Below are 18,539 nucleotides of genomic sequence, written 5' to 3' on the forward strand. Positions count from 1 at the left end.
GATCGTCGCCGATGCCGAAGGCGTGGCGGTGGCCGATGGCTATGTCGTGGTGTCGAGCCAGGGTGACAACGCCTATGCGGTCTATCGCCTGTCGGACGAGGCCTATGTCGGGCGTTTCCGCATCGCGGCGGGCACCTTTGGATCGACCGAGGAAACCGACGGGATCGAGATCGCCGCGGGCGATTTCGGCCCGGCCTATCCCGACGGCATCATGGTCGCGCAGGACGGCATGAACGCGACGCGCGCGCAGAATTTCAAGCTGGTGCGCTGGGGCGAGATCAAGGCGGCGCTGGGGCTCTGATCCGCCATTGCGTGAGTGTGGAAGAGGGCATAGCCTTGCCGCATTCTTGCAGGAGATCGGGCGATGCGCGGTGGAACGATAGCGATCTTTGGCGCGACCCTGGTCCTGGCGGCGACGACCGGCGCCAATGCGGGCGGGCAGACCGCCCCCGCCGCATCGACCCCACCGGCAGCGGCGAGCGTACCGGTCGATCCGGGGGCGATCGTGGCCGGGCGCAAGGCGGCGTTCCTGCTCTCCGCGGCCAGTTTCGGCGGCATGAAGGCCGTGATCGACAGCGGCGGCGATGTCGCCGGCCAGGCCTTTGCGGCGCGGTCGCTGGCCAATTGGGCAAAGGCGCTGCCCGCGATGTTCCCGCCAGGCAGCAATGTCGCGCCGACCGAGGCACTGCCCAATGTGTGGACCGACCGCGCCGGGTTCGACGCGAAGGCGGCGGCCTATGCCGAGGCTGCCGGCAAGCTCGCGGCACTGGCCAAGGCGGGCGACAAGCCCGGCTTCGCGGCGCAATGGGGCGAGGTGCGCAAGACCTGTGGCGGATGCCATGAGGTGTACCGCAAGGAAGACAAGAAGGGTTGAGGCGGCCGGTTTTGGACATGCGACCGTCTTGCGCATGATCTCCCGGGTCGCGGCATCGCTGGGCGTGATGGCGATGGTCGCGTCGTGCAGCCCTGAGCCGGCAGCACAGCCGGTTGCGTCACCCGATGCCGCGTTCAGCGCGTCCGACCCGAAATGCCGGTTGTGGATGCCAAGATGGGAGATTGCGCCAGCGGCCATCGCCGCAGCGTCGGCAGAGGCGGCGGAGATCAAGCGCGTCGTAAACCGGGTTAGGCTGGATGCCGGCAATCGCCTCCTATGGAACAAGGCGCCGGTGGACAAGCTTGGCCTGTGGCAGTTTCTGGACAAGGCGAAAGGGGTTGCGCCACAGCCATTCGTGATCGTGCAAGCGGACCGTCGCGCAACATGCGGTGCGCTGCGCACCCTGATCGCCGATACGGAACAAGCCTCGAACTGTTCCTGGACTTTCTGCGGGTTCGAATGGGCGGATATACCGGTCGATCCGAAGCGGGGCGCGGATGTTTCTCTCCCGATGTACCCGCTGTAAGGCCAGGACAGCCGGGTGGGCCTAAGTCCGGGGCGGACGCCAATCCCCTTGTCCGGCATCGAGAAAAGATTGCGGTCTGTGCCGGAGCAGCGCCGCGGCCATGCAAATGCGCCACAAGCCGAACGGCACCAGCGAGGCGCCCAATATCCGGTACAGCAGCGGGTCGACATGCGGCACCGCCCATATTCCGAGCGCCACCAGCGCGAGCCCGGCCATGATATTCAGCGCGCTGCCGCCGATCCACTGAAGCTGCACCGACCGGGCCGCGATGGTCAGAATCCGGTCGGTGATCGTGAGATCGAAATGGCTGGCCAGTGCGCCGAGCCAGACCAGCAGCGACGGGACGGCCGCCAGCCCGATCAGGATGAACGCAATGACGGTGATCACACCATTCATGAGAGATCGGCCTTTCGCTGTCGCGGCGGAAATTGTCGCTGGTTTCATCACGTCAAAGAGCGGGCCGACGGCCGATGAGCCGCCGGTTGGAGGACAGTGGGCGCAATCGCGGCGGGTTTGAATCGGGCGGGGCATCGCCGATGCGCCGCGCGGTCAGGGCGTCGGCGCGATCAATCGGCCTGGTTATGCCGATCGAAATTCCCAGCGACGGGAATTCCTGCGGGAATTTTATTGGAGCCGAACGGGAATTTTACCGGGTGCTCGCGGGCCTGTCGGGAATTGGCGGCGACCCTTCAGGGCGTATCGGGTTTCGTCCAGTGCCTGAGCACGGCAACGCCCCTGAAAATCCGCCATAAGCCGAACGGCACCAGAGCGGCGCCCAGGATGCGATGCAGCGGCGGGTCGAAGTGCAGCACCGCCCAGATCCCGAGCGCGGCGAGCGCCAGCCCGGCCACGACATTCACCACGCCGCCGCTGATCCATTGCAGCGTCACGAGGCGGACCGCGACGGCCAGGATCGGACCGGCGATCCTGAGGTCGAAATAGCTGGCCAGCGCGCCGAGCCCGACCAGCAGCAACGGGACGACCGCCAGTCCGATCAGGATGAACGCCATGACGGTGATCACCGTGTCGAGCAGCGGGTTCATGAGCGGTGGCCTTTCGGTGTTGCGGCGGAAAGCCGGCCATAAACTGTGCTATGGCGCGAAAACGGGCGATGGTCATTGGGTCTCGTCATGTCAAAGCGCGGGCCGGTGGTCAGGGAAACGTCGGATGGAGTGACCCTGCGCGCAATTGCCACGGGGTTGAATCCTATGGGCGGCCCATGGCCGACGCCGCGCATCGTACGACCGGGGCGGGGGAGATATGGGACACCGGTTGTGTCGTATCTCCGGGGTCGGGGCGGGCAGGTCTTGTTGGTGAGGGGCCGGATATCGGCGACCGGCCGGCTTGAATAAGCCACAAGAAAAGCGCATCAATATCAATCTGTTAGTTGGATGTTGGACGTGTCCCATATCTCGGCCGGGGAGATATTGCGCGCCTTTCAGCGCCGTCCGGGCATAGGCCGGCATGAACGATCCGTGCGCCGGGATGGACGCCGGTCCCGGGCGGGGAAGGGCGGTTTCGCGACCCGGTGAATCGACAACGCCGTCGACTGGCGACCCGCACTCCGATTCCTGCTTGCGCAGGAATGGCGGTAATGGGTTAATCAATGCCAGCCGATGGGAGCGGTTTCCCGCAACCGATACAGGAAGGGCGCACCGGTATGAGCGAACTGACCATCTGGACCCTGGACTGGGTTCCCGAAGGCCCGCGTGGTTTCGTGCGCGATCTCAGGCTGAGATGGGCGTGCGAGGAGGCCGGTCTCAACTATGCGATCGGCACGATCCCGTTCGATGGCCGCGAGACCAATCATCTGGAGCATCAGCCATTCGGCCAGGTCCCGTATTTGCAGGACGAGGGCGTGGAGATGTTCGAAAGCGGCGCCGGCCTGTTGCATCTGGCCGGGAAGAGCGAGCGGCTGATGCCGCGCGACCCGGTCGGCAAAGCGCAGACATTGCAATGGACGATCGCCGCGCTCAACTCGGTCGAGATGGTCAGCGTGCCATGGTGGTTCCTGAAGATGTGCGGCGACAAGGATAATGGCCTGACCGGATGGCTGCGCCAGCGGCTCGACCATCTGGAGCGTGTGCTGGGCGAGCAGGAATGGCTCGCCGCCGGCCGCTTCACCATCGCGGACCTGCTGATGGCGGATGTGCTGCGCGTTTCGGATATCCGCGCGTTCGGCGACCGGCCGGCGACCGAAGCCTATGTGAAGCGCGTCACCGATCGTCCCGCGTTCAAAAAGGCGCAGGCCGACCAGATCGATCATTTCGAGGCGGCCGACCGGGAGCGGCAAGCAAGGGCGAGCTGACGCGCCGGTCACCGCCATTGCCGCACGCTGGATCGTTGCGGTGACCCGGATCGTTACGATGACAATGTCCGTTGTACCGAGTCTGGCCGCCCGATTGATGGAGATGCAGCATGGACCAGTTCACCGGCGGTTGCCTGTGCGGCGATGTGCGGATCGTGGCGACGGGCCTCCCGTACCGGGTTGGCCTGTGTCACTGTCTCGACTGCCGCAAGCATCATGGCGCGCTGTTCCAGGCGACCGCGATCTTCCCCGAGGATGCGGTGACGATCGACGGCGAGACGCGTGATTATGCCGGGCGGTTTTTCTGTCCCCGCTGCGGTTCGTCGGTGTTCGCGCGCAGTGGGGATGAGGTCGAGGTGGCGCTGGGCGCGCTGGATGCGCCGGACCAGTTGATGCCAAGCTATGAAAGCTGGACGGTCCGTCGCGAATCCTGGTTGCCGCCGTTTCCGTTTGCGCGGCGCTATGAGCGCGATCGCGAGGGTGCGGGGCGGTTCGAGGGATAGGCCGCACGACCGCTCAAGGCAGGGGACGACCTTGGCCGAAGGGCGAGTTGCAATGAAGCCGCGATGCGATATGCTCGCATCGGGAGGTCGACCCATGAGCCTGTTTCCACGCATTCAGAGCCCTTGCCCGTACAAGGGCAATCTGTCCGATATCATGGACGGCAGCCTGTGCCGGCTGTGCAAGCGCGAGGTGTTTGACCTGACCGCGCTGAGCGTCGGTGAGCGGCAGGCGCTGCTGAACGGCTGCGAGACGGAAATCTGCGTCAGCTATGCGGTGAGTGCGCGTTCGGTGCTTGCCGCCGCGGCGATGGGCGTTGGCCTGGCCGCCATGACCACGCCTGCGGTCGCGCAGCAGACGGAGCAGGCGGGACCGGTTGCCGCAGCGGCCGAAGACACGACCGAATATATGGACATCATTGTCGGTGGCTTGCGCGCGCCGAAGGATGCGCAATGGGTGAAGGACGAGCCGGTGAGCGACGCGCCGGCGCTTCCGGTCATTTATGACGACCCGGCGCCTGCGCCGGCGACGGATCGGGCGGTCATGACGCCGGCACCGGTGACGCCGGCCGCGTCCTGACTTCGGTCATTCCCTGCCAGTCGAGCAGGCCGGCGATCTGCGTCGCCGCGGCGATCGCCCAGGGATCGCCATCGCCGATCGCGAGCGCGATATGCGACGCATCGAAGCTCCCGAACGAGATATCGAAACTTTTCCACGACCCATCGACATAGGCGACCACCCAGCTGTGCGGCATGAACGCGTTTCTGGCCCCGTGATAGCGGGCGCGGGAATAGATCAGGCCGCTGGCGACACGCGCCGGGATGCCGGCGGCGCGGGCGAGGCCGGCGAGCAGGGTGGCGTCCTCGGTACAGTCGCCCGCCCGGCGGCGCCAGGATTGCAGCGCCGAATAATGGCCGTCGAAATCCACATCCTTCAGGCGGCGGCGCGCGAGCCGCTCAAGCTTCTTCATCTTGCCGATATCGTCCAGCGCGGATGTGGCGATGCCGCGAACGGCGCCGCGGAGTTCAGGCGCATCGCTTTCGATCCAGGCCGATGGCCGCCGCCAGCGTGCGAGGTCGGCCGGGTCGGTCGACAGGCCGGGGCCGCAGAAGGCGCAGATATCGAGCAGCAGCGCGGGCCCCTCGGCCGTTAGCCGTTGCTCACTAGTGTTGGGCAACACCGGGCGGAAGGTGGCGGGCAAGCCGAAGCGGTAGCGGATATGACCCTCCAGCGCGGCGGGCGAGATCGCATAGGGCGACGCGATCATTTGATGGCGCGTGGTCGGCACCGCCAGTTCCTGCGGTGAAATCGGTTGATCGGACCGTTGCAATATCACGCTGTTGCCGGGAAGTGGCTGTTCGGCGCGCACGATGCGGCCCTTGTCATCAAGCCGGATCGACCAGACCAGGCCGGGCAGTCCACCTCGCCAGGCCGACAGCATCAGATCGTTCTTGCTTGCCCCCTCGGTGCGTTGCCAGCGTGTGCCGGAGTCCGAACGAGGCGGTTTGTCGCCGGCCGCCAGCAACTGTTCCAGATAGAGGATCGACTGGCCGTCTTCGTCTGCGACCTCGGCGGCATTGTCGGGATCAGGCGTGCCTTTGTCGACGGCCGCGACGTCATGTTGAACCGTGACCTGATGGAGATGCCGCGTTTTGCCGTCCCCTGACTCGATCGACACCCGGACAATCCTGCCCTGGGCATCGAGCTCGCGCACGCTACGTATATGCGAGCGGGAGTCGTTATGCCCCTCGACGCGAAAGGCCATGTCCCGTTCCCGGATGATCCGGGTGGTTTTTGCATCACTCTCTTTTGTTTCATGCTGCCAGCCGATCAGCTGGCCGCGCTGATCGACGATACGGAACCACAGATCTTCCTGCGCGCCCGCAGCGACGGGCCAGAGCAGCATGATCGCCGCGCCCAGTGCGAAATTCAGTCGTGAGCGCATGGGGTGGATGGTTTTAAAGTGACGCCACCGTCCCTTCGCCGTCATTGCTGTGACGCCGACTGTTTCGGTCGCGGCTGACCGATGAAGATATAGATCAGCTCAAATGGATCCGTATCGCCCATCATGGTCTTTTCCGACGGGCGCCTGTCGCCGCAGGCGGTCAACAGCAGGGCCTCGGCGTTGCTGCCGGGCGCGACGCCGGCCCAGTCGGTCTTGACCTTGTCCATCGGCCTGCCGCTGATGTCGTAGAATTGCATGGCCAGGTTGCGTGAGCGGCGCGCCTCGCAATCGAATTCGGCCTGGGACGAAAAGATGATATTCTCCTTGCCTGCGATCGTGACGGCATAGGTCATGCCACGGACCAGTCGCTTGCCGACCCCGGAGAGCGACGCGCGGTCGAGCATCATGACAGAGCGGCGGCCCTCCTGGTCCGACAGGCTGGCAATGACCAGATCACGCACCTTGCCCGATGAAGCGGGGAGCCCTCCGGGCAAACATTGACCGAAGAAGGAGCGCATCGTCTCGACACCGGGGCGCAGGTCAATCGTCTGGCCATGCGGCGATGACGCCTTGTCCTGCACCCGGATCGCCATTGTTTTGGTATAGACCAGCCGGCTTGCCATCTCCGGCGCGAGCGGGCGGGTGAAGCTGACGCTATCACCGATCACTTCGGCATCGGTGCCGGGCAATGCCAATTTGCCGTCGAGTTCGACATAGGCCAGCGTCGGTCCGGCGGTCCAGGCGCGTGCGGTGTCGGGCGTGGTGATCAGGCTCGCGCTGATCGTCAGGCGACCGCTGAGGCAAAAGAAGATCGCTCTGCCCAACATGTCGTGATGCTGTTGCTGCACCATGAGATAGGGCTGCATCTTGTACGTCTCGATCGACGCCACGGTCGGCAGGGTACCATTATTGGCCAGGCCGAGGCGCAGGGCGATCTCGGGCGGAAGCCAGCCAATCTCGTTGGAGTCGATCGAGCTGGCGAGCGAGAAAAGCCGGGCGTCGACACCCATTTCGGCGAGATAGTCGATATTCTCCGCGCTTATCACTTGCACGGCCCATTCGGTGTCGCGGGTCGGCTTGCGGCCGCTGGAAAACTGATGAATGCCGAGCAGTCCGCTGCGTTCGTTGAGGAAACGGGCGACGCCGCCGGCATAGGCGTCGGTGCAGGCGCTGGCGCAGATCGCCTCCTGGCCCGGATGGCCGATATTGGTGTTGAACCGAAGCTCGCGGATGGCGCGGCCCAGCTCCATCCCCTGGCTCAGCAGCCCGCCGGGTGAATTGAAATAGATCGTCGCGGATGTGATGCCCTGTTTCTTCACAAAGGCGCGAAGGCGGGCGGCGGCGTTGTCATCAATCTCGCCGCTGGCGAGGATCGGGGTGGTGACGCCGAGCGTGTCGGCTTCGGCGCTGTTGAAATAGGCGTCGGTGATGACGCTGAAGGTCATCCGGTCGTCGCGCGCCGGCGCTGCGGTGGCGGGTGTGAGCGAGAGGGAAGCGGCGAGGATCAGGGCAATGTATCTGAGGAGTCGTTCGGCGAGTGTTGCCGACGATCGACTGTTGCTCATGACGCCGCCCCCAAGTTGCCGCCGCCCCGCTCCGGCGTTCCGGGAGTGGAACATAACGGGGTCGTAACTTTGCGTCCAGCGTTGCTGGTTGGGGCTTTGACAATCGGGTTGAGAAGTAGCGGGGCTGGCGTCGCGTGCTGGTGCGAAGGTGATCGATACAGGGTGTTTGCCGAATGACGCGGTCAAGCGAGCCATCGAATTCAGGGATACAGTAAGGCGTCACCGGACAATTGTGGACTGGCACCGTTATTCTGGTCGAGAAGCCCGGCCTAACCAGCCGGGCTTTTTGGTGATAGCGATGCGCCGCATTTCTACGGGGGTTCGATGTTTAAGCTCTATCATGTGATCGTCGCGGTGTGGATGCGGTTTTCCGTCATGTCGGACGGAGCAAAATATATGGCGGTGTTCCACCTCACCATAGATTTGCTGCTTCTGGCGGCTCTCGTTGCATTCGTCGTTGTGGGACTCACGCGCGATCCAAACGCTTTCGTGGTCTGGGTGCCGTTATTGAGCGTCGCGCTCTATTTCCGGTTTAAGCAGACAAAAGAGCGGTGGAAGCTGTAGCGCTGCTCGGGGTCACACACGTATGCACGTATATAGCCCCTCCCTCGAAAGGGAGGGGCCTTTGCCGATATTACTCCGCCGCGACACCAGCCTGCGAGAACATATCCCCGCCGGCGTCCCCGCCATTGGCATCCTCGTTCGCCGCCGGCCCGGCCTTGGCCTTTTGCCGCTTGTCGAAGCCGTCCCACACTTCGTTCCAGTTGCCGCGCGTCGCGGCCTTGGAATATTCCGTCGCGCGCTGTTCGAAGAAATTGGCGTGCTCCACGCCATTCAGCATCGGGGCGAGCCAGGGCAGGGGATGCTCATCGACCATGTAGATCGGCTTGAGGCCGAGCTGGCCGAGCCGCCAGTCGGCGATGTAGCGGATATACTTCTTGATCTCCTTCGGGGTCATGCCGTTGACCGGGCCCATTTCGAAGGCGAGATCGATGAAATTATCCTCGAGATGCACCGTGGTCTGGCACATGTCGCGAATGTCCTGCTTCACCGCCTTGGTGTAGCAATCGCGTTCCTTCACGAAGGTGTGGAACAGCTTGATGATGCCTTCGCAGTGCAGGCTTTCGTCGCGGATCGACCAGGTGACGATCTGGCCCATGCCCTTCATCTTGTTGAAGCGCGGGAAGTTCATCAGCATGGCGAAGCTGGCGAAGAGCTGAAGCCCCTCGGTGAAGCCGCCGAACATGGCGAGCGTCTTGGCGATATCCTCATCGGTATCGACGCCGAAGCCCTGCAGATAGTCGTGCTTGTCCTTCATCTCGGAATATTCGAGGAAGGCGCCGTACTCGCTTTCGGGCATGCCGATCGTGTCGAGCAGATGGCTGTACGCGGCGATGTGCACCGTCTCCATGTTGGAGAAGGCGGCGAGCATCATCTTGATTTCGGTCGGCTTGAAGATGCGGCCATATTTCTCATGGTAGCAATCCTGCACCTCGACATCGGCCTGAGTGAAGAAGCGGAAGATCTGCGTCAGCAGATTGCGCTCATGCTCGCTGAGCTTCTGTGCCCAGTCGCGGCAATCCTCGCCGAGCGGCACTTCCTCCGGCATCCAGTGGATCTGCTGCTGACGCTTCCAGAAGTCGAACGCCCAGGGATATTCGAATGGCTTGTACTGCTTGCGGGCTTCGGTGAGGGACATGGGGTTACGCCTTTCAGTGTAGTCTGGAAATGTCGAGGCAAAGGAAGAATCCGAAAATCACGATCATCGCGACGCCGATGAGCCGATTCCTGCGACTGGGTCGTCCGTCGAAACTGGACAGGCCCGATGCCCATTGCAGCCCGATCAGCATGAACACGCTTTGGGGCAGAATATCGGTCCAGTTTGGCCGGGCGCCCGTGGGGACGACCCATGCGAGGATGATCGCTCCGAAGATTACAACGCTGATCCCCTGTACCAGACGAACGGCATTCGTCATAGGTCGCGGGGCAGCCTCAGGCTTTTGAAGCGCCGTCTCGATCGACCGCAATTCCTCGAAATACCGGTCATCACCGCGTTCCAGGCGCCGCCGCAAACGACGTTCCAGCCATCGACGGTGCAAGGTACTGACCGGCGGCAGGATCAACAGGTCGATTGCTTTGACCAAAGCGATGATGCCGAGCGCGCAGGCAAGCGACGCGACGAGAAAGGCGGGCGTGCTGAGGATCACGACGCCGCACTCCAGCGCCACATCGCGGTCGCCGACATCGCCAGCACCACGCCCAATGCCACCGCCATGATCCCGGTCATGCGGAACACATAGACTTTCGCCGGGCCGGCAGGCCGCAGCAGTGCGAGCAGCAGGCCCGCGCCGGTGGCAGTGAACACGACCGCGACCGCGTACATGATGGCGATCTGCAATGTCATCGCGACCGGCGCCGTTCGACATAGATCCGCCGCGAGCCGCGATGCGAGCCGACGCCGAACACGACGATGCCGAGGAAATAGCCGAAATCATACCAGCCGCCATTATTGGGCACGGCATAGACCGCGACGTCGGGCATGAAGAGTGACAGGACCCAGGCGACCGGGAAGATGAAGCCGTGCCACAGGCCAAGCAGGAAGCCGGGTGCTGTGGGCGCAACCGTAGCGGGCGCCTGATGCGCACAGGCGGCGAGCGTCGCCATCAGCGCGAGCGCGACGGCCAGACGCAGGCGCGGGGTGGTGATCAGCATGGCCGGCTCTCCCGTGCATCCATTCCCGCCGGTGCGCGTTCAATCGCGGCAACCCCAATCCCAACCAAGGAGCGACGAGCATGGCCGATCTGAGCGCAGTCAAGGAACATATGGACGTCATCGGCGCCGACGGCGTCCATGTCGGCACGGTCGACCGGGTCGAAGGCGACCGGATCAAGCTGACCAAGGCCGATAGCGGCCAGGGGAGCCATGAAGGGCATCATCACTTCATCGCCTCCGGCCTGGTCGCCGAGGTCGAGGACGACACGGTGCGGCTGAGCGCCAATGCCGATGTCGCGGTGAGCTTCGAAGAAGAAGCCTGAGCCGAAGCCTGGGGCGGTGGTGTTGACCATCGCCGCCCCGTCTTCCGGCCTGTAAACCAATCCAGTGGTGCGCAGGAGTATTGCGACGCTCATCGGTCCGCGTCGGGCGCGTTCGTCGCGAGGCGGCGGGATTCAGTGATGGGCAGGCCGCCCTCGGTCGGCACATAGATCAGCGACGCCCGGCTCGATTCCAGCGCCTGGATCTGCAGGTAGCGCAGATAGCCTTCGGGTCCGCCCAGGCTGTTCTGCAGGATCGCATTGGCCTGCGCCGCGCCGCGCGCGCGGATCACCTCCGCCTCGGCGAGGGCGATCGCGCTTTCCTTCTTGGCACGGGCTTCCAGGATCGCGACCTGACGCGACGATTGCGCCTCGGCCAGCGCGGCTTCGCCGGCGAGACGCTGCGAATAGACGCGGTACTGCGGATAGGCGAACAGGGTGATCGCCAGCAGCAATGCGCCGGCGATGATCGCCACCAATGTACAGCCCGTTTTCTGATCCATGTCGCTATTCCCGGTTAGCGCATCAGCCGACCATCACTGGCACGCCAGGCACTCGTCATAATCGCGCGATTCGACCTCGAACTTGGGCGCGTCGATCGTGTTGTCGGCCTCCACCCCGCCGGCGAAACCGGCGCGCTGGATCGACTTTGAGCGGAGATAATAGAGCGACTTGATGCCGAGCTCCCAGGCGCGGAAATGGAGCATGAGCAAGTCCCATTTCTCGACATCGGCCGGGATGAACAGGTTCAGCGACTGCGACTGGTCGATATAGGGCGTGCGATCGGCGGCGAGCTCGATCAGCCAGCGCTGGTCGATCTCGAAGCTGGTCTTGTAGCAATCCTTTTCCTCGCTGGTGAGGAAGTCGAGATGCTGGACGCTGCCGCCCTGTTCCAGGATCGAGTTCCACACCGCGTCGCTGTTCTTCGATTTCTCGATCAGCAGCTTTTCGAGATAGGGGTTCTTGATCGAGAAGCTGCCCGACAGCGTCTTGTGGGTGTAGATATTGGCCGGGATCGGCTCGATGCAGGCGCTGGTGCCGCCGCAGATGATGCTGATCGACGCGGTCGGCGCGATCGCCATCTTGCAGCTGAAGCGCTCCATCGCGCCCTGGTCGGCGGCGTCGGGGCAGGGTCCGCGCTCGACCGCGAGCTGCATCGAGGCTTCGTCGACCTGTGCCTTGATGTGCTTGAACATCTTCAGGTTCCACGACTTGGCCATCGCGCCTTCGAACGCGAGGCCGCGCGCCTGGAGGAAGCTGTGATAGCCCATCACGCCAAGGCCGACCGAGCGCTCGCGCATCGCCGAGTAAGCGGCGCGCTCCATGCCGGGTTCGGCGCGGTCGATATAATCCTGCAGCACATTGTCGAGGAAGCGCATCACATCCTCGATGAACCCCTTCTGGTCCTTCCACTGGTCCCAGGTTTCGAGGTTGAGTGAGGACAGGCAGCACACCGCGGTGCGGTCATTGCCGAGATGGTCCTTGCCGGTCGGCAGGGTGATTTCGGAGCACAGGTTCGAGGTCGAGACCTTGAGCCCGAGGTCGCGGTGATGCTTCGGCATCGCCTTGTTCACATGGTCGGAGAAGACGATGTACGGCTCACCGGTGGCGAGGCGGGTCTCGACCAGCTTCTGGAACAGCGACCGGGCATCGACCTTGCCGCGCTCCGACTGATCCTTCGGGCTGCGCAGCGTCCATTCCTTGCCGTCGCGCACGCATTCCATGAATTCGTCGGTGATCAGCACGCCGTGGTGCAGGTTCAATGCCTTGCGGTTGAAATCGCCCGACGGCTTGCGGATCTCGAGGAACTCCTCGATCTCCGGGTGGCTGACATCGAGATAGCAGGCGGCCGAGCCGCGGCGCAGCGAGCCCTGGCTGATCGCCAGCGTCAGCGAATCCATCACGCGCACGAACGGGATGATGCCGCTGGTCTTGCCGTTCAGGCCGACCGGCTCACCGATGCCGCGCACATTGCCCCAATAAGTGCCGATGCCGCCGCCGCGCGAGGCGAGCCAGACATTCTCGTTCCAGGTGTCGACAATGCCGTTGAGGCTGTCGGGGACCGAGTTGAGATAGCAGCTGATCGGCAGGCCGCGGCCGGTGCCGCCGTTCGACAGCACGGGCGTCGCGGGCATGAACCACAGCTTGGAGATCGCGTCGTACAGGCGCTGCGCGTGCGCTGCATCGTCGGCATAGGCCGAGGCGACGCGCACGAACAGGTCCTGGTAACGCTCGCCCGGCAGCAGGTAGCGGTCGGTCAGCGTGTCCTTGCCGAAATCGGTGAGCAGCGCGTCGCGCGAATGATCGACCTCGACCGGATAAAGCTGCGGCTTCACTTCCTTCGAATCGCCGCGTGCGTCGAGCTTGCGCTTCGCCGTACCCTTGCCCTTGTTGTCATGGGCCTTCTCCGCGGCAGGTGCCTCGGTGGTGGTGCCGGTGATCGCGTCCATCGCGTCGGTTGCCATGTTTACGCTCGCTTCCTGACCGTCTCTGAAGTCCATCGAAATGCCGCCCTTGTATCAACAATGTTTCTCGACCGGCGTTCCCGGTCCGTTCGAATCGGGGCGAACCCCCAAGCTACCATTTTCGGGCGCCCCAGTGAGAACAAAATCTCACTCCTCGCGCCACCGTGATGGCGCGTGCGGGTAAGCTCGCAATATGGTGTTGCGACTGATGTTCTACCAGCTCTTGGGTTCGCCCCCGAACTCAACCCCTACAGATTGTGCTCATTCGGGCGCGTAAGCAAGACAGTAAATGACAGATTAGAGACTCGGTTCGTCGCTATTTTGAGTCGGTTCACGGCGCGCATCCGGTACCGCAGCGCAGCGACGCGTGGTCAAAGCTGGCTTTGCCGAAAGGCAAGAGGACGAACACGGAACGGAGAAAAATTTTGTAAAAAAAGCCGCGCGGATTCCGACGCTGATTCAGACCGGTTCAAAGCCGGTCAGATGGTATCGAACGCTATCGTTCCACCTGGTCGGCGAGCTCAATAAAGCTGTCGGCGCGATAATCCCAGTCCTGCGCCAGATGCGCATCGGGGGCGATTCGGCCGCCATATTCCAATGGCCGGTGGACATAGGCGGTCATCAGCCCGCACGCCCGCGCCGCGGCGAGATCGCTGTGATGCGCGGCGACCAGGCACAGCGCGCCGGGCGCGATGCCGAGGATATCGGCAGTGCCGAGATAGGCTTGCGGCAGCGGCTTGTAGTGACCGGTCGATTCGGCGCCGAGGATCGTGTCCCAGGGCAGATCCGCGCGGCGCGCCATCTCCAGCGTCAGCGCGGTATTGCCGTTGGACAGAGTGACGATCGGGAAGCCGGCCTTCAATCGGGTCAGCCCCTCGACCGCATCGGGCCAGGGATCGAGCCGGCGCCAGGCGTGGGCGAAATTGTCGAGCGCAGCCTCGTCGATGCCGGACGGATCGATATCGTGGCGAACGAGCAGCGCCTCGAGCGTTTCGCGGTTGAGGATGTCGAGCCGCGTATAGGGGCGGCGCCCGCTGCGGCATTCCTCCATCGCCGGCTGGTAAAGGCCGCGCCACTGGTCGGCGAACTGCGCGCCGTCGATGTCGTGCCCGAGCGCGGCGAAGAACGCGTCGGCCTCGCGCGCGATGCTGGTGCGCCAGTCGACCACCGTGCCGAATACGTCGAAGGCGAGAGCGAGGGGTTTTGGCATGGGTGTCTCCGAACTATCCATCCGCTTTCACGAAATCGATGAACGCCCGTAACGGCGCGGGCATGTGGCGGCGGCTGTGATAGTAAAGCGAGGGACCGGGGAAATCCTCCTGCCAGTCGCTCAGCACCTGGACCAGCGCGCCGCGATCGATTTCGGGCTGGAGAAACTCCGCAAAGCTGGCGATCAGGCCAAGCCCGGCAAGCGCGGCGGCCATGGTGATCGCGTGCGATGAGGAGATCAAAGGTCCCTCCGGCGTAATGCGGAAGCGCTTGCTACCGCGCTCGAAATCCCACAGCGCGAGATGGCCGCTGGCGAAGCGATGGCCGATCCGGGCATGGTCGGCGAGATCGCGCGGGTGTTTCGGCACGCCGTGCGCAGCGAGATAGGCGGGCGACCCGGCGACCGCGAAGCGTTGATGTTTCGGGCCGATCGGGATCGCGATCATGTCCTTCGCGATGCTCTCCTCATAGCGGATGCCGGCATCGAAACCATGCGCGAGCACGTCGAGGAATGTGTCTTCGGCGGTAATTTCCATGCGGATACCGGGATGCGCGGCGAGGAAGCGCGCGACGATCGGCGGCAGGATATAATGCGCCACGACGGTCGGGACGTTGAGCCGCAGCGTACCGCTCGGCTGGCCGGCGCGCACCGCCAGGCCGTCAAGCGCATCGGTAATTTCGGCCAGCGCGGGGCGCAGCCGTTCGAGTAGCCGCTGGCCCGCCTCGGTCGGCGTCACGCTGCGCGTCGTGCGGTTAAGCAGGCGCACGCCGAGATCGCCCTCCAGCCGGCGCACCGCATCGCTGAGCGAGGAGGCGGAAACGTTGCGGCGCTGCGCCGCGGTGCGGAAGCCGCCGGCCTCAGCGACGCTCGCGAAGAGCCGGATATCGTCGAGATTGGGTGTGGTCATTGTCCGAATTCCCGCACGGGCCGTTCCGATAGTGCCGGCTTATCGCACGATCCATGGTGCGGCATAAGAGGGCAAGCTATTTGAGGAGACAGATCATGGAACAACGCAACCTCGGCAGCACCGGCCCCGCGACATCGGCGATCGGGCTTGGTTGCATGGGCATGTCGGGCATGTACGGCCCGGCCGACCGGGCGGAGAGCATCGCGACGATCCACGCCGCGCTCGATGCGGGCGTGACCCTGCTCGATACCGGCGATTTCTACGGCATGGGGCATAACGAGATGCTGATCGGCGAGGCCGTGAAGGGGCTGCCGCGCGACAGCTATCAGCTCAGCGTCAAGTTCGGCGCGATGCGCGACCCTGCGGGTGGTTGGTCGAAATATGATGCGCGGCCCGAAGCGGTGAGGAATTTCCTGGCCTACTCGCTGCAGCGGCTCGGTGCGGAGTATATCGATATATACCGCCCCTCGCGGCTCGATCCCGATGTCCCGATCGAGGAGACGATCGGCGCGATCGCCGAAATGGTGAAGGCGGGCTATGTCCGGCATATCGGCCTGTCGGAAATGGGCGCCGAGACGATCCGGCGCGCAGCGGCGGTGCATCCGATCTGCGACCTGCAGATCGAATATTCGCTGATCTCGCGCGGGCCGGAAGAAGCGATCTTTCCGACCACGCGCGAGCTTGGGATCGGGGTGACCGCGTACGGCGTGCTATCGCGCGGGCTGATCAGCGGGCATTGGCAGAAGGATGCCAGCCGGGCGGGCGATTTCCGCGTGATGAGCCCGCGGTTCCAGGCCGGGAATGTCGATGCCAATCTTGCCTTGGTCGATGCGCTGCAGGCAGTCGCGGCGGCGAAGGGTGCGACCGTGGCGCAGATCGCCATCGCCTGGGTCGCGGCGCAAGGGCGCGACATTGTACCGCTGGTCGGGGCGCGGCGGCGGGACCGGTTGGACGAAGCGCTCGGGGCGCTGGATGTGGTGCTGAGCGGTGAGGATCTGGCCGCGATCGAGCGCGCGGTGCCGAAGGGTGCCGCAGCGGGCGACCGCTATCCGACACTGCTGATGGCGCATCTCGATAGCGAACGGGGGTGAGACTCATCCTCCCCCGGTTCGGGGGAAGGAATTAGAGGGTTGCGGGCAGCATCACGGTGATGCGCAATCCGCCGCCCTCAGCCGCATCCAGCGTTAGCGTCCCGCCATAAAGCTCGGCCAGTTCGCGCGCTATGGACAGGCCGAAGCCGTGGCCATCGCCGGATTCGTCGAGGCGGCGGCCCGGCTGCATCGCGGCGGCACGTTCGGTGTCGGGAATGCCGGGGCCGTCATCGGTGATGGTCAGCCGGGCCCATTGAGCGTCGCGCCCGGCGCGCACCGAAATGCGTCCCGCGGCCCAGCGCCAGGCATTGTCGAGTAGATTGCCGGCCAGTTCATCCAGGTCCTGCGGATCAAGCGCGACCGACAGGGCGGAATCGATGGTGATATCGGCGGCGATCGGGCGGGCGGCATGGATGCGGCCCAGCGCCTCGGCCAGCCCCTCGATTGCCGGGCGCAGCGGCGTTGCGACCCGTGCCGCGCCGCCGGGCGTGCCGGTGCGGGCGCGACCGAGATGATGGCGCACCGCCTGGTCGATGCGATCGAGCTGCGCGCCGAGCGATCCGTCGGGGTCGCCCTCGCGCAGCGCGAGGGCGAGCGTGGCGAGTGGCGTCTTCAGCCCATGGGCGAGGTTGGCGACATGGCCGCGCGCATTGGCCAGCGCCGCTTCGTTCGCATCGAGCAGGGCATTGATCTCACCGGCCAGCGGCGTGAGCTCGGTCGGCTGGTCGGTGGGAACGCGCGCCTCACTGCCACGCCGCACTGCCGCCAGTGCCTCGCGCAGCCGTCCGAGCGGGCGCAGGCCGATGCGCAACTGGATCAGGGTGGATAGCGCCAGCGCGATACCCAGCAGGGCGAGCGCGCCAAGCAGGGGAACCATCGCCGCCCGGATCGGACGTTCGACGATGGTGCGGGGCGCGGATGCGGTGATCTGGACAATGCCGGCCGATGTCGGAATGGTCAGCGCGCGGGCATGGCGTGGGCGGCCATCGGCGGCGCGCCAGTCGAGCGGGCGAGGGCGCGGCGTATCCAGCCGATCATCCTGGTCGTAACGCATGTGATGCGGGGGCTCTTCCCACCGCGAAGGGGCGAGATCCGGCGCGGCAGGGGAGCTGATCGTGCCGCCCGGCGTATCGATCCGCCACCCCCAGCCGGAATTGCCCCGATCATAAGGCGCGGCCAGTGCAATGCGCCGGCGATCGACCGCGCCGTCCGGACCGACCGCGGTGGCGAGAATTGCGATCTGGGCATCGAGTTGCTGATCCAGTCCACGCATCACGACGCGTTCGAGCACGGCGCCGATCGCGACGGCGGCGAAGGCGAGCGCAGCAAGCGTCGCGAGCAACGCGGTGACGAGCAAGCGGCCATAGAGCGATTTCGGCATCAGCTGCATTGTGGTGCCTCGGTCAGGCGATAGCCGCGTCCGCGCACTGTTTCGATCAGGTCGCGGCCGATCTTCTTGCGCAGCCGGCCGACAATGACTTCGAGCGAGTTGGAGTCGGGATCGGCATCGCCCTCATAAACCCGCTCCATCAGGTCGAGCCGGTCGATCACCACTTCTTTGCGCAGCGTCAGCGCAGAAAGCACGCGCCATTCGAGCGCGGTCAGGCGCAGCGGCAGGCCGTCGAGTTCGAACTGGCCGGTCTGCGCATCGAACGACAGCGGGCCGCAGGTGACGATGCTTGCGGCATGACCCGAGGCGCGGCGGACCAGCGCACGCAGCCGCATAACCAGCTCCTCAACCCGGAACGGCTTGGTCAGATAATCGTCGGCCCCGGCGCGGAACCCCTCGACCTTGTCCGACCAGCCGTCGCGCGCGGTGAGGATCAGTACGGGATGCGCTCGTCCCGCTGCGCGCCATTCCTTCAGCACGGTGATGCCGGGCTTAACCGGCAGGCCGAGGTCGAGCACGGCGGCATCGTAAAGGCCGGTGTCGCCGAGATGCGCACCGTCCTCGCCATTCGCGGCGATGTCGACGGCGAAATGTTCGGCGCGCAGCGCACGGGCGATGCCGTCGGCAAGTGCGATATCGTCCTCGACCAGCAGGATGCGCATTCTCGTCCTTTCGACCTGCGGGCTAGGGTCCTGCGTTAAACCGAAACTGAACGGGAAGGTTCA

At 64.7% G+C, this 18,539-nt stretch carries 23 protein-coding genes; 9 read left to right on the forward strand and 14 right to left on the reverse strand.

Annotated elements, in window-relative coordinates:
• The 3 genes from ACRECS_RS20030 to ACRECS_RS20040 all read left to right on the forward strand — a co-directional run.
• The coding region (locus ACRECS_RS20030; RefSeq protein ID WP_431584716.1) for a phytase at positions 1–301 on the forward strand (301 nt) is incomplete at its 5' end.
• A gap of 63 nt (positions 302–364) precedes the next feature.
• On the forward strand, positions 365–874 hold the full coding sequence (locus ACRECS_RS20035; protein ID WP_431584717.1) for a c-type cytochrome: 510 nt from the start codon (positions 365–367) through the stop codon (positions 872–874).
• A gap of 28 nt (positions 875–902) precedes the next feature.
• The gene (locus ACRECS_RS20040; protein WP_431584718.1) at positions 903–1,400 is read left to right on the forward strand and encodes an ExbD/TolR family protein; all 498 of its coding nucleotides are present in this window, start codon (positions 903–905) and stop codon (positions 1,398–1,400) included.
• Between the two features lie 21 nt (positions 1,401–1,421).
• Here the strand turns inward: ACRECS_RS20040 and ACRECS_RS20045 are convergent, their stop codons facing one another.
• Positions 1,422–1,796, reverse strand: a complete 375-nt coding sequence (locus tag ACRECS_RS20045) for a hypothetical protein (RefSeq protein WP_431584719.1) — start codon at positions 1,794–1,796, stop codon at positions 1,422–1,424.
• Between the two features lie 293 nt (positions 1,797–2,089).
• Positions 2,090–2,443, reverse strand: coding sequence for a hypothetical protein (locus tag ACRECS_RS20050; protein ID WP_431584720.1), 354 nt, complete (start codon positions 2,441–2,443; stop codon positions 2,090–2,092).
• A 617-nt stretch (positions 2,444–3,060) separates the two neighbouring features.
• On the opposite strand from ACRECS_RS20050, the gene ACRECS_RS20055 reads away from it, so the two are divergent.
• The 3 genes from ACRECS_RS20055 to ACRECS_RS20065 all read left to right on the forward strand — a co-directional run bounded on the left by ACRECS_RS20055 (position 3,061) and on the right by ACRECS_RS20065 (position 4,788).
• A complete protein-coding gene (locus tag ACRECS_RS20055; protein WP_431584721.1) occupies positions 3,061–3,708 on the forward strand; it encodes a glutathione S-transferase family protein in 648 nt (215 codons plus the stop codon).
• Between the two features lie 110 nt (positions 3,709–3,818).
• Positions 3,819–4,211: a GFA family protein gene (locus ACRECS_RS20060; protein WP_431584722.1), complete on the forward strand. Its 393-nt coding sequence runs from the start codon at positions 3,819–3,821 to the stop codon at positions 4,209–4,211.
• Between the two features lie 94 nt (positions 4,212–4,305).
• Positions 4,306–4,788 (forward strand): hypothetical protein, encoded by a 483-nt coding sequence (locus ACRECS_RS20065; RefSeq protein WP_431584723.1) that lies wholly within the window; start codon positions 4,306–4,308, stop codon positions 4,786–4,788.
• Here the strand turns inward: ACRECS_RS20065 and ACRECS_RS20070 are convergent.
• Together ACRECS_RS20070 and ACRECS_RS20075 are read right to left on the reverse strand one after the other, a co-directional pair.
• The gene (locus ACRECS_RS20070; protein ID WP_431584724.1) at positions 4,751–6,154 is read right to left on the reverse strand and encodes a transglutaminase-like domain-containing protein; all 1,404 of its coding nucleotides are present in this window, start codon (positions 6,152–6,154) and stop codon (positions 4,751–4,753) included. The genes ACRECS_RS20065 and ACRECS_RS20070 overlap by 38 nt on opposite strands.
• Before the next feature lie 41 nt (positions 6,155–6,195).
• Complete coding sequence (locus tag ACRECS_RS20075) at positions 6,196–7,719, reverse strand: hypothetical protein (RefSeq protein ID WP_431584725.1); 1,524 nt, start codon at positions 7,717–7,719, stop codon at positions 6,196–6,198.
• Positions 7,720–8,043: 324 nt separating this feature from the next.
• Between ACRECS_RS20075 and ACRECS_RS20080 the strand changes: the two genes are divergently transcribed.
• Positions 8,044–8,283, forward strand: a complete 240-nt coding sequence (locus ACRECS_RS20080; RefSeq protein ID WP_431584726.1) for a hypothetical protein — start codon at positions 8,044–8,046, stop codon at positions 8,281–8,283.
• Between the two features lie 70 nt (positions 8,284–8,353).
• On the opposite strand, the gene ACRECS_RS20085 is transcribed toward ACRECS_RS20080, so the two are convergent.
• From ACRECS_RS20085 to ACRECS_RS20100, 4 genes are read right to left on the reverse strand one after another with little or no spacing between them, the layout of a single operon-like run.
• Complete coding sequence (locus tag ACRECS_RS20085; protein ID WP_431584727.1) at positions 8,354–9,418, reverse strand: ribonucleotide-diphosphate reductase subunit beta; 1,065 nt, start codon at positions 9,416–9,418, stop codon at positions 8,354–8,356.
• 13 nt (positions 9,419–9,431) lie between these two features.
• Positions 9,432–9,926 carry a hypothetical protein gene (locus ACRECS_RS20090; RefSeq protein ID WP_431584728.1) on the reverse strand — a complete coding sequence of 165 codons (495 nt, stop codon included), beginning with the start codon at positions 9,924–9,926 and terminating at the stop codon, positions 9,432–9,434.
• Positions 9,923–10,123 carry a hypothetical protein gene (locus tag ACRECS_RS20095; RefSeq protein ID WP_431584729.1) on the reverse strand — a complete coding sequence of 67 codons (201 nt, stop codon included), beginning with the start codon at positions 10,121–10,123 and terminating at the stop codon, positions 9,923–9,925. The genes ACRECS_RS20090 and ACRECS_RS20095 overlap by 4 nt, the downstream gene beginning before the upstream one ends.
• Complete coding sequence (locus tag ACRECS_RS20100; RefSeq protein WP_431584730.1) at positions 10,120–10,431, reverse strand: hypothetical protein; 312 nt, start codon at positions 10,429–10,431, stop codon at positions 10,120–10,122. Before ACRECS_RS20100 ends, ACRECS_RS20095 begins: the two co-directional genes overlap by 4 nt.
• A gap of 80 nt (positions 10,432–10,511) precedes the next feature.
• Here ACRECS_RS20100 and ACRECS_RS20105 point away from each other — a divergent pair, with 80 nt between their 5' ends.
• The gene (locus tag ACRECS_RS20105) at positions 10,512–10,754 is read left to right on the forward strand and encodes a DUF2171 domain-containing protein (protein ID WP_431584731.1); all 243 of its coding nucleotides are present in this window, start codon (positions 10,512–10,514) and stop codon (positions 10,752–10,754) included.
• Positions 10,755–10,843: 89 nt separating this feature from the next.
• Here ACRECS_RS20105 and ACRECS_RS20110 read toward each other — a convergent pair whose 3' ends face one another.
• From ACRECS_RS20110 to ACRECS_RS20125, 4 genes are all read right to left on the reverse strand, one after another.
• Entirely contained in the window at positions 10,844–11,254 is a 411-nt protein-coding gene (locus ACRECS_RS20110) for a membrane protease subunit (RefSeq protein WP_431584732.1), read from the reverse strand.
• 33 nt (positions 11,255–11,287) lie between these two features.
• Entirely contained in the window at positions 11,288–13,252 is a 1,965-nt protein-coding gene (locus tag ACRECS_RS20115; protein WP_431584733.1) for a ribonucleoside-diphosphate reductase subunit alpha, read from the reverse strand.
• A 460-nt stretch (positions 13,253–13,712) separates the two neighbouring features.
• Positions 13,713–14,426 (reverse strand): haloacid dehalogenase type II, encoded by a 714-nt coding sequence (locus tag ACRECS_RS20120; protein ID WP_431584734.1) that lies wholly within the window; start codon positions 14,424–14,426, stop codon positions 13,713–13,715.
• Between the two features lie 13 nt (positions 14,427–14,439).
• Positions 14,440–15,333 carry a LysR family transcriptional regulator gene (locus ACRECS_RS20125; RefSeq protein ID WP_431584735.1) on the reverse strand — a complete coding sequence of 298 codons (894 nt, stop codon included), beginning with the start codon at positions 15,331–15,333 and terminating at the stop codon, positions 14,440–14,442.
• A 95-nt stretch (positions 15,334–15,428) separates the two neighbouring features.
• Here ACRECS_RS20125 and ACRECS_RS20130 point away from each other — a divergent pair, with 95 nt between their 5' ends.
• Positions 15,429–16,424, forward strand: a complete 996-nt coding sequence (locus ACRECS_RS20130; RefSeq protein ID WP_431584736.1) for an aldo/keto reductase — start codon at positions 15,429–15,431, stop codon at positions 16,422–16,424.
• 31 nt (positions 16,425–16,455) lie between these two features.
• Here the strand turns inward: ACRECS_RS20130 and ACRECS_RS20135 are convergent, their stop codons facing one another.
• Together ACRECS_RS20135 and ACRECS_RS20140 are read right to left on the reverse strand one after the other, a co-directional pair.
• Positions 16,456–17,814 carry an ATP-binding protein gene (locus ACRECS_RS20135; protein ID WP_431584737.1) on the reverse strand — a complete coding sequence of 453 codons (1,359 nt, stop codon included), beginning with the start codon at positions 17,812–17,814 and terminating at the stop codon, positions 16,456–16,458.
• The gene (locus ACRECS_RS20140) at positions 17,805–18,476 is read right to left on the reverse strand and encodes a response regulator (protein ID WP_431584738.1); all 672 of its coding nucleotides are present in this window, start codon (positions 18,474–18,476) and stop codon (positions 17,805–17,807) included. Before ACRECS_RS20140 ends, ACRECS_RS20135 begins: the two co-directional genes overlap by 10 nt.
• Positions 18,477–18,539: the final 63 nt, after the last annotated feature.

Source organism: Sphingomonas sp., from assembly GCF_050725575.1.
Taxonomy (GTDB): Bacteria; Pseudomonadota; Alphaproteobacteria; order Sphingomonadales; family Sphingomonadaceae; genus Sphingomonas.

What these genes read in the sequence shown, in the direction of transcription:
- ACRECS_RS20055 (WP_431584721.1), top strand. Translation starts at nt 3,061, where the DNA reads ATGAGCGAACTGACCATCTGGACCCTGGACTGGGTTCCCGAAGGCCCG.
- ACRECS_RS20045 (WP_431584719.1), bottom strand. Translation starts at nt 1,796, where the DNA reads ATGAATGGTGTGATCACCGTCATTGCGTTCATCCTGATCGGGCTGGCG.
- ACRECS_RS20125 (WP_431584735.1), bottom strand. Translation starts at nt 15,333, where the DNA reads ATGACCACACCCAATCTCGACGATATCCGGCTCTTCGCGAGCGTCGCT.
- ACRECS_RS20130 (WP_431584736.1), top strand. Translation starts at nt 15,429, where the DNA reads ATGGAACAACGCAACCTCGGCAGCACCGGCCCCGCGACATCGGCGATC.
- ACRECS_RS20115 (WP_431584733.1), bottom strand. Translation starts at nt 13,252, where the DNA reads ATGGACTTCAGAGACGGTCAGGAAGCGAGCGTAAACATGGCAACCGAC.
- ACRECS_RS20105 (WP_431584731.1), top strand. Translation starts at nt 10,512, where the DNA reads ATGGCCGATCTGAGCGCAGTCAAGGAACATATGGACGTCATCGGCGCC.
- ACRECS_RS20095 (WP_431584729.1), bottom strand. Translation starts at nt 10,123, where the DNA reads ATGACATTGCAGATCGCCATCATGTACGCGGTCGCGGTCGTGTTCACT.
- ACRECS_RS20075 (WP_431584725.1), bottom strand. Translation starts at nt 7,719, where the DNA reads ATGAGCAACAGTCGATCGTCGGCAACACTCGCCGAACGACTCCTCAGA.
- ACRECS_RS20080 (WP_431584726.1), top strand. Translation starts at nt 8,044, where the DNA reads ATGTTTAAGCTCTATCATGTGATCGTCGCGGTGTGGATGCGGTTTTCC.
- ACRECS_RS20100 (WP_431584730.1), bottom strand. Translation starts at nt 10,431, where the DNA reads ATGCTGATCACCACCCCGCGCCTGCGTCTGGCCGTCGCGCTCGCGCTG.
- ACRECS_RS20065 (WP_431584723.1), top strand. Translation starts at nt 4,306, where the DNA reads ATGAGCCTGTTTCCACGCATTCAGAGCCCTTGCCCGTACAAGGGCAAT.
- ACRECS_RS20070 (WP_431584724.1), bottom strand. Translation starts at nt 6,154, where the DNA reads ATGCGCTCACGACTGAATTTCGCACTGGGCGCGGCGATCATGCTGCTC.
- ACRECS_RS20110 (WP_431584732.1), bottom strand. Translation starts at nt 11,254, where the DNA reads ATGGATCAGAAAACGGGCTGTACATTGGTGGCGATCATCGCCGGCGCA.
- ACRECS_RS20050 (WP_431584720.1), bottom strand. Translation starts at nt 2,443, where the DNA reads ATGAACCCGCTGCTCGACACGGTGATCACCGTCATGGCGTTCATCCTG.
- ACRECS_RS20060 (WP_431584722.1), top strand. Translation starts at nt 3,819, where the DNA reads ATGGACCAGTTCACCGGCGGTTGCCTGTGCGGCGATGTGCGGATCGTG.
- ACRECS_RS20035 (WP_431584717.1), top strand. Translation starts at nt 365, where the DNA reads ATGCGCGGTGGAACGATAGCGATCTTTGGCGCGACCCTGGTCCTGGCG.
- ACRECS_RS20085 (WP_431584727.1), bottom strand. Translation starts at nt 9,418, where the DNA reads ATGTCCCTCACCGAAGCCCGCAAGCAGTACAAGCCATTCGAATATCCC.
- ACRECS_RS20120 (WP_431584734.1), bottom strand. Translation starts at nt 14,426, where the DNA reads ATGCCAAAACCCCTCGCTCTCGCCTTCGACGTATTCGGCACGGTGGTC.
- ACRECS_RS20135 (WP_431584737.1), bottom strand. Translation starts at nt 17,814, where the DNA reads ATGCAGCTGATGCCGAAATCGCTCTATGGCCGCTTGCTCGTCACCGCG.
- ACRECS_RS20140 (WP_431584738.1), bottom strand. Translation starts at nt 18,476, where the DNA reads ATGCGCATCCTGCTGGTCGAGGACGATATCGCACTTGCCGACGGCATC.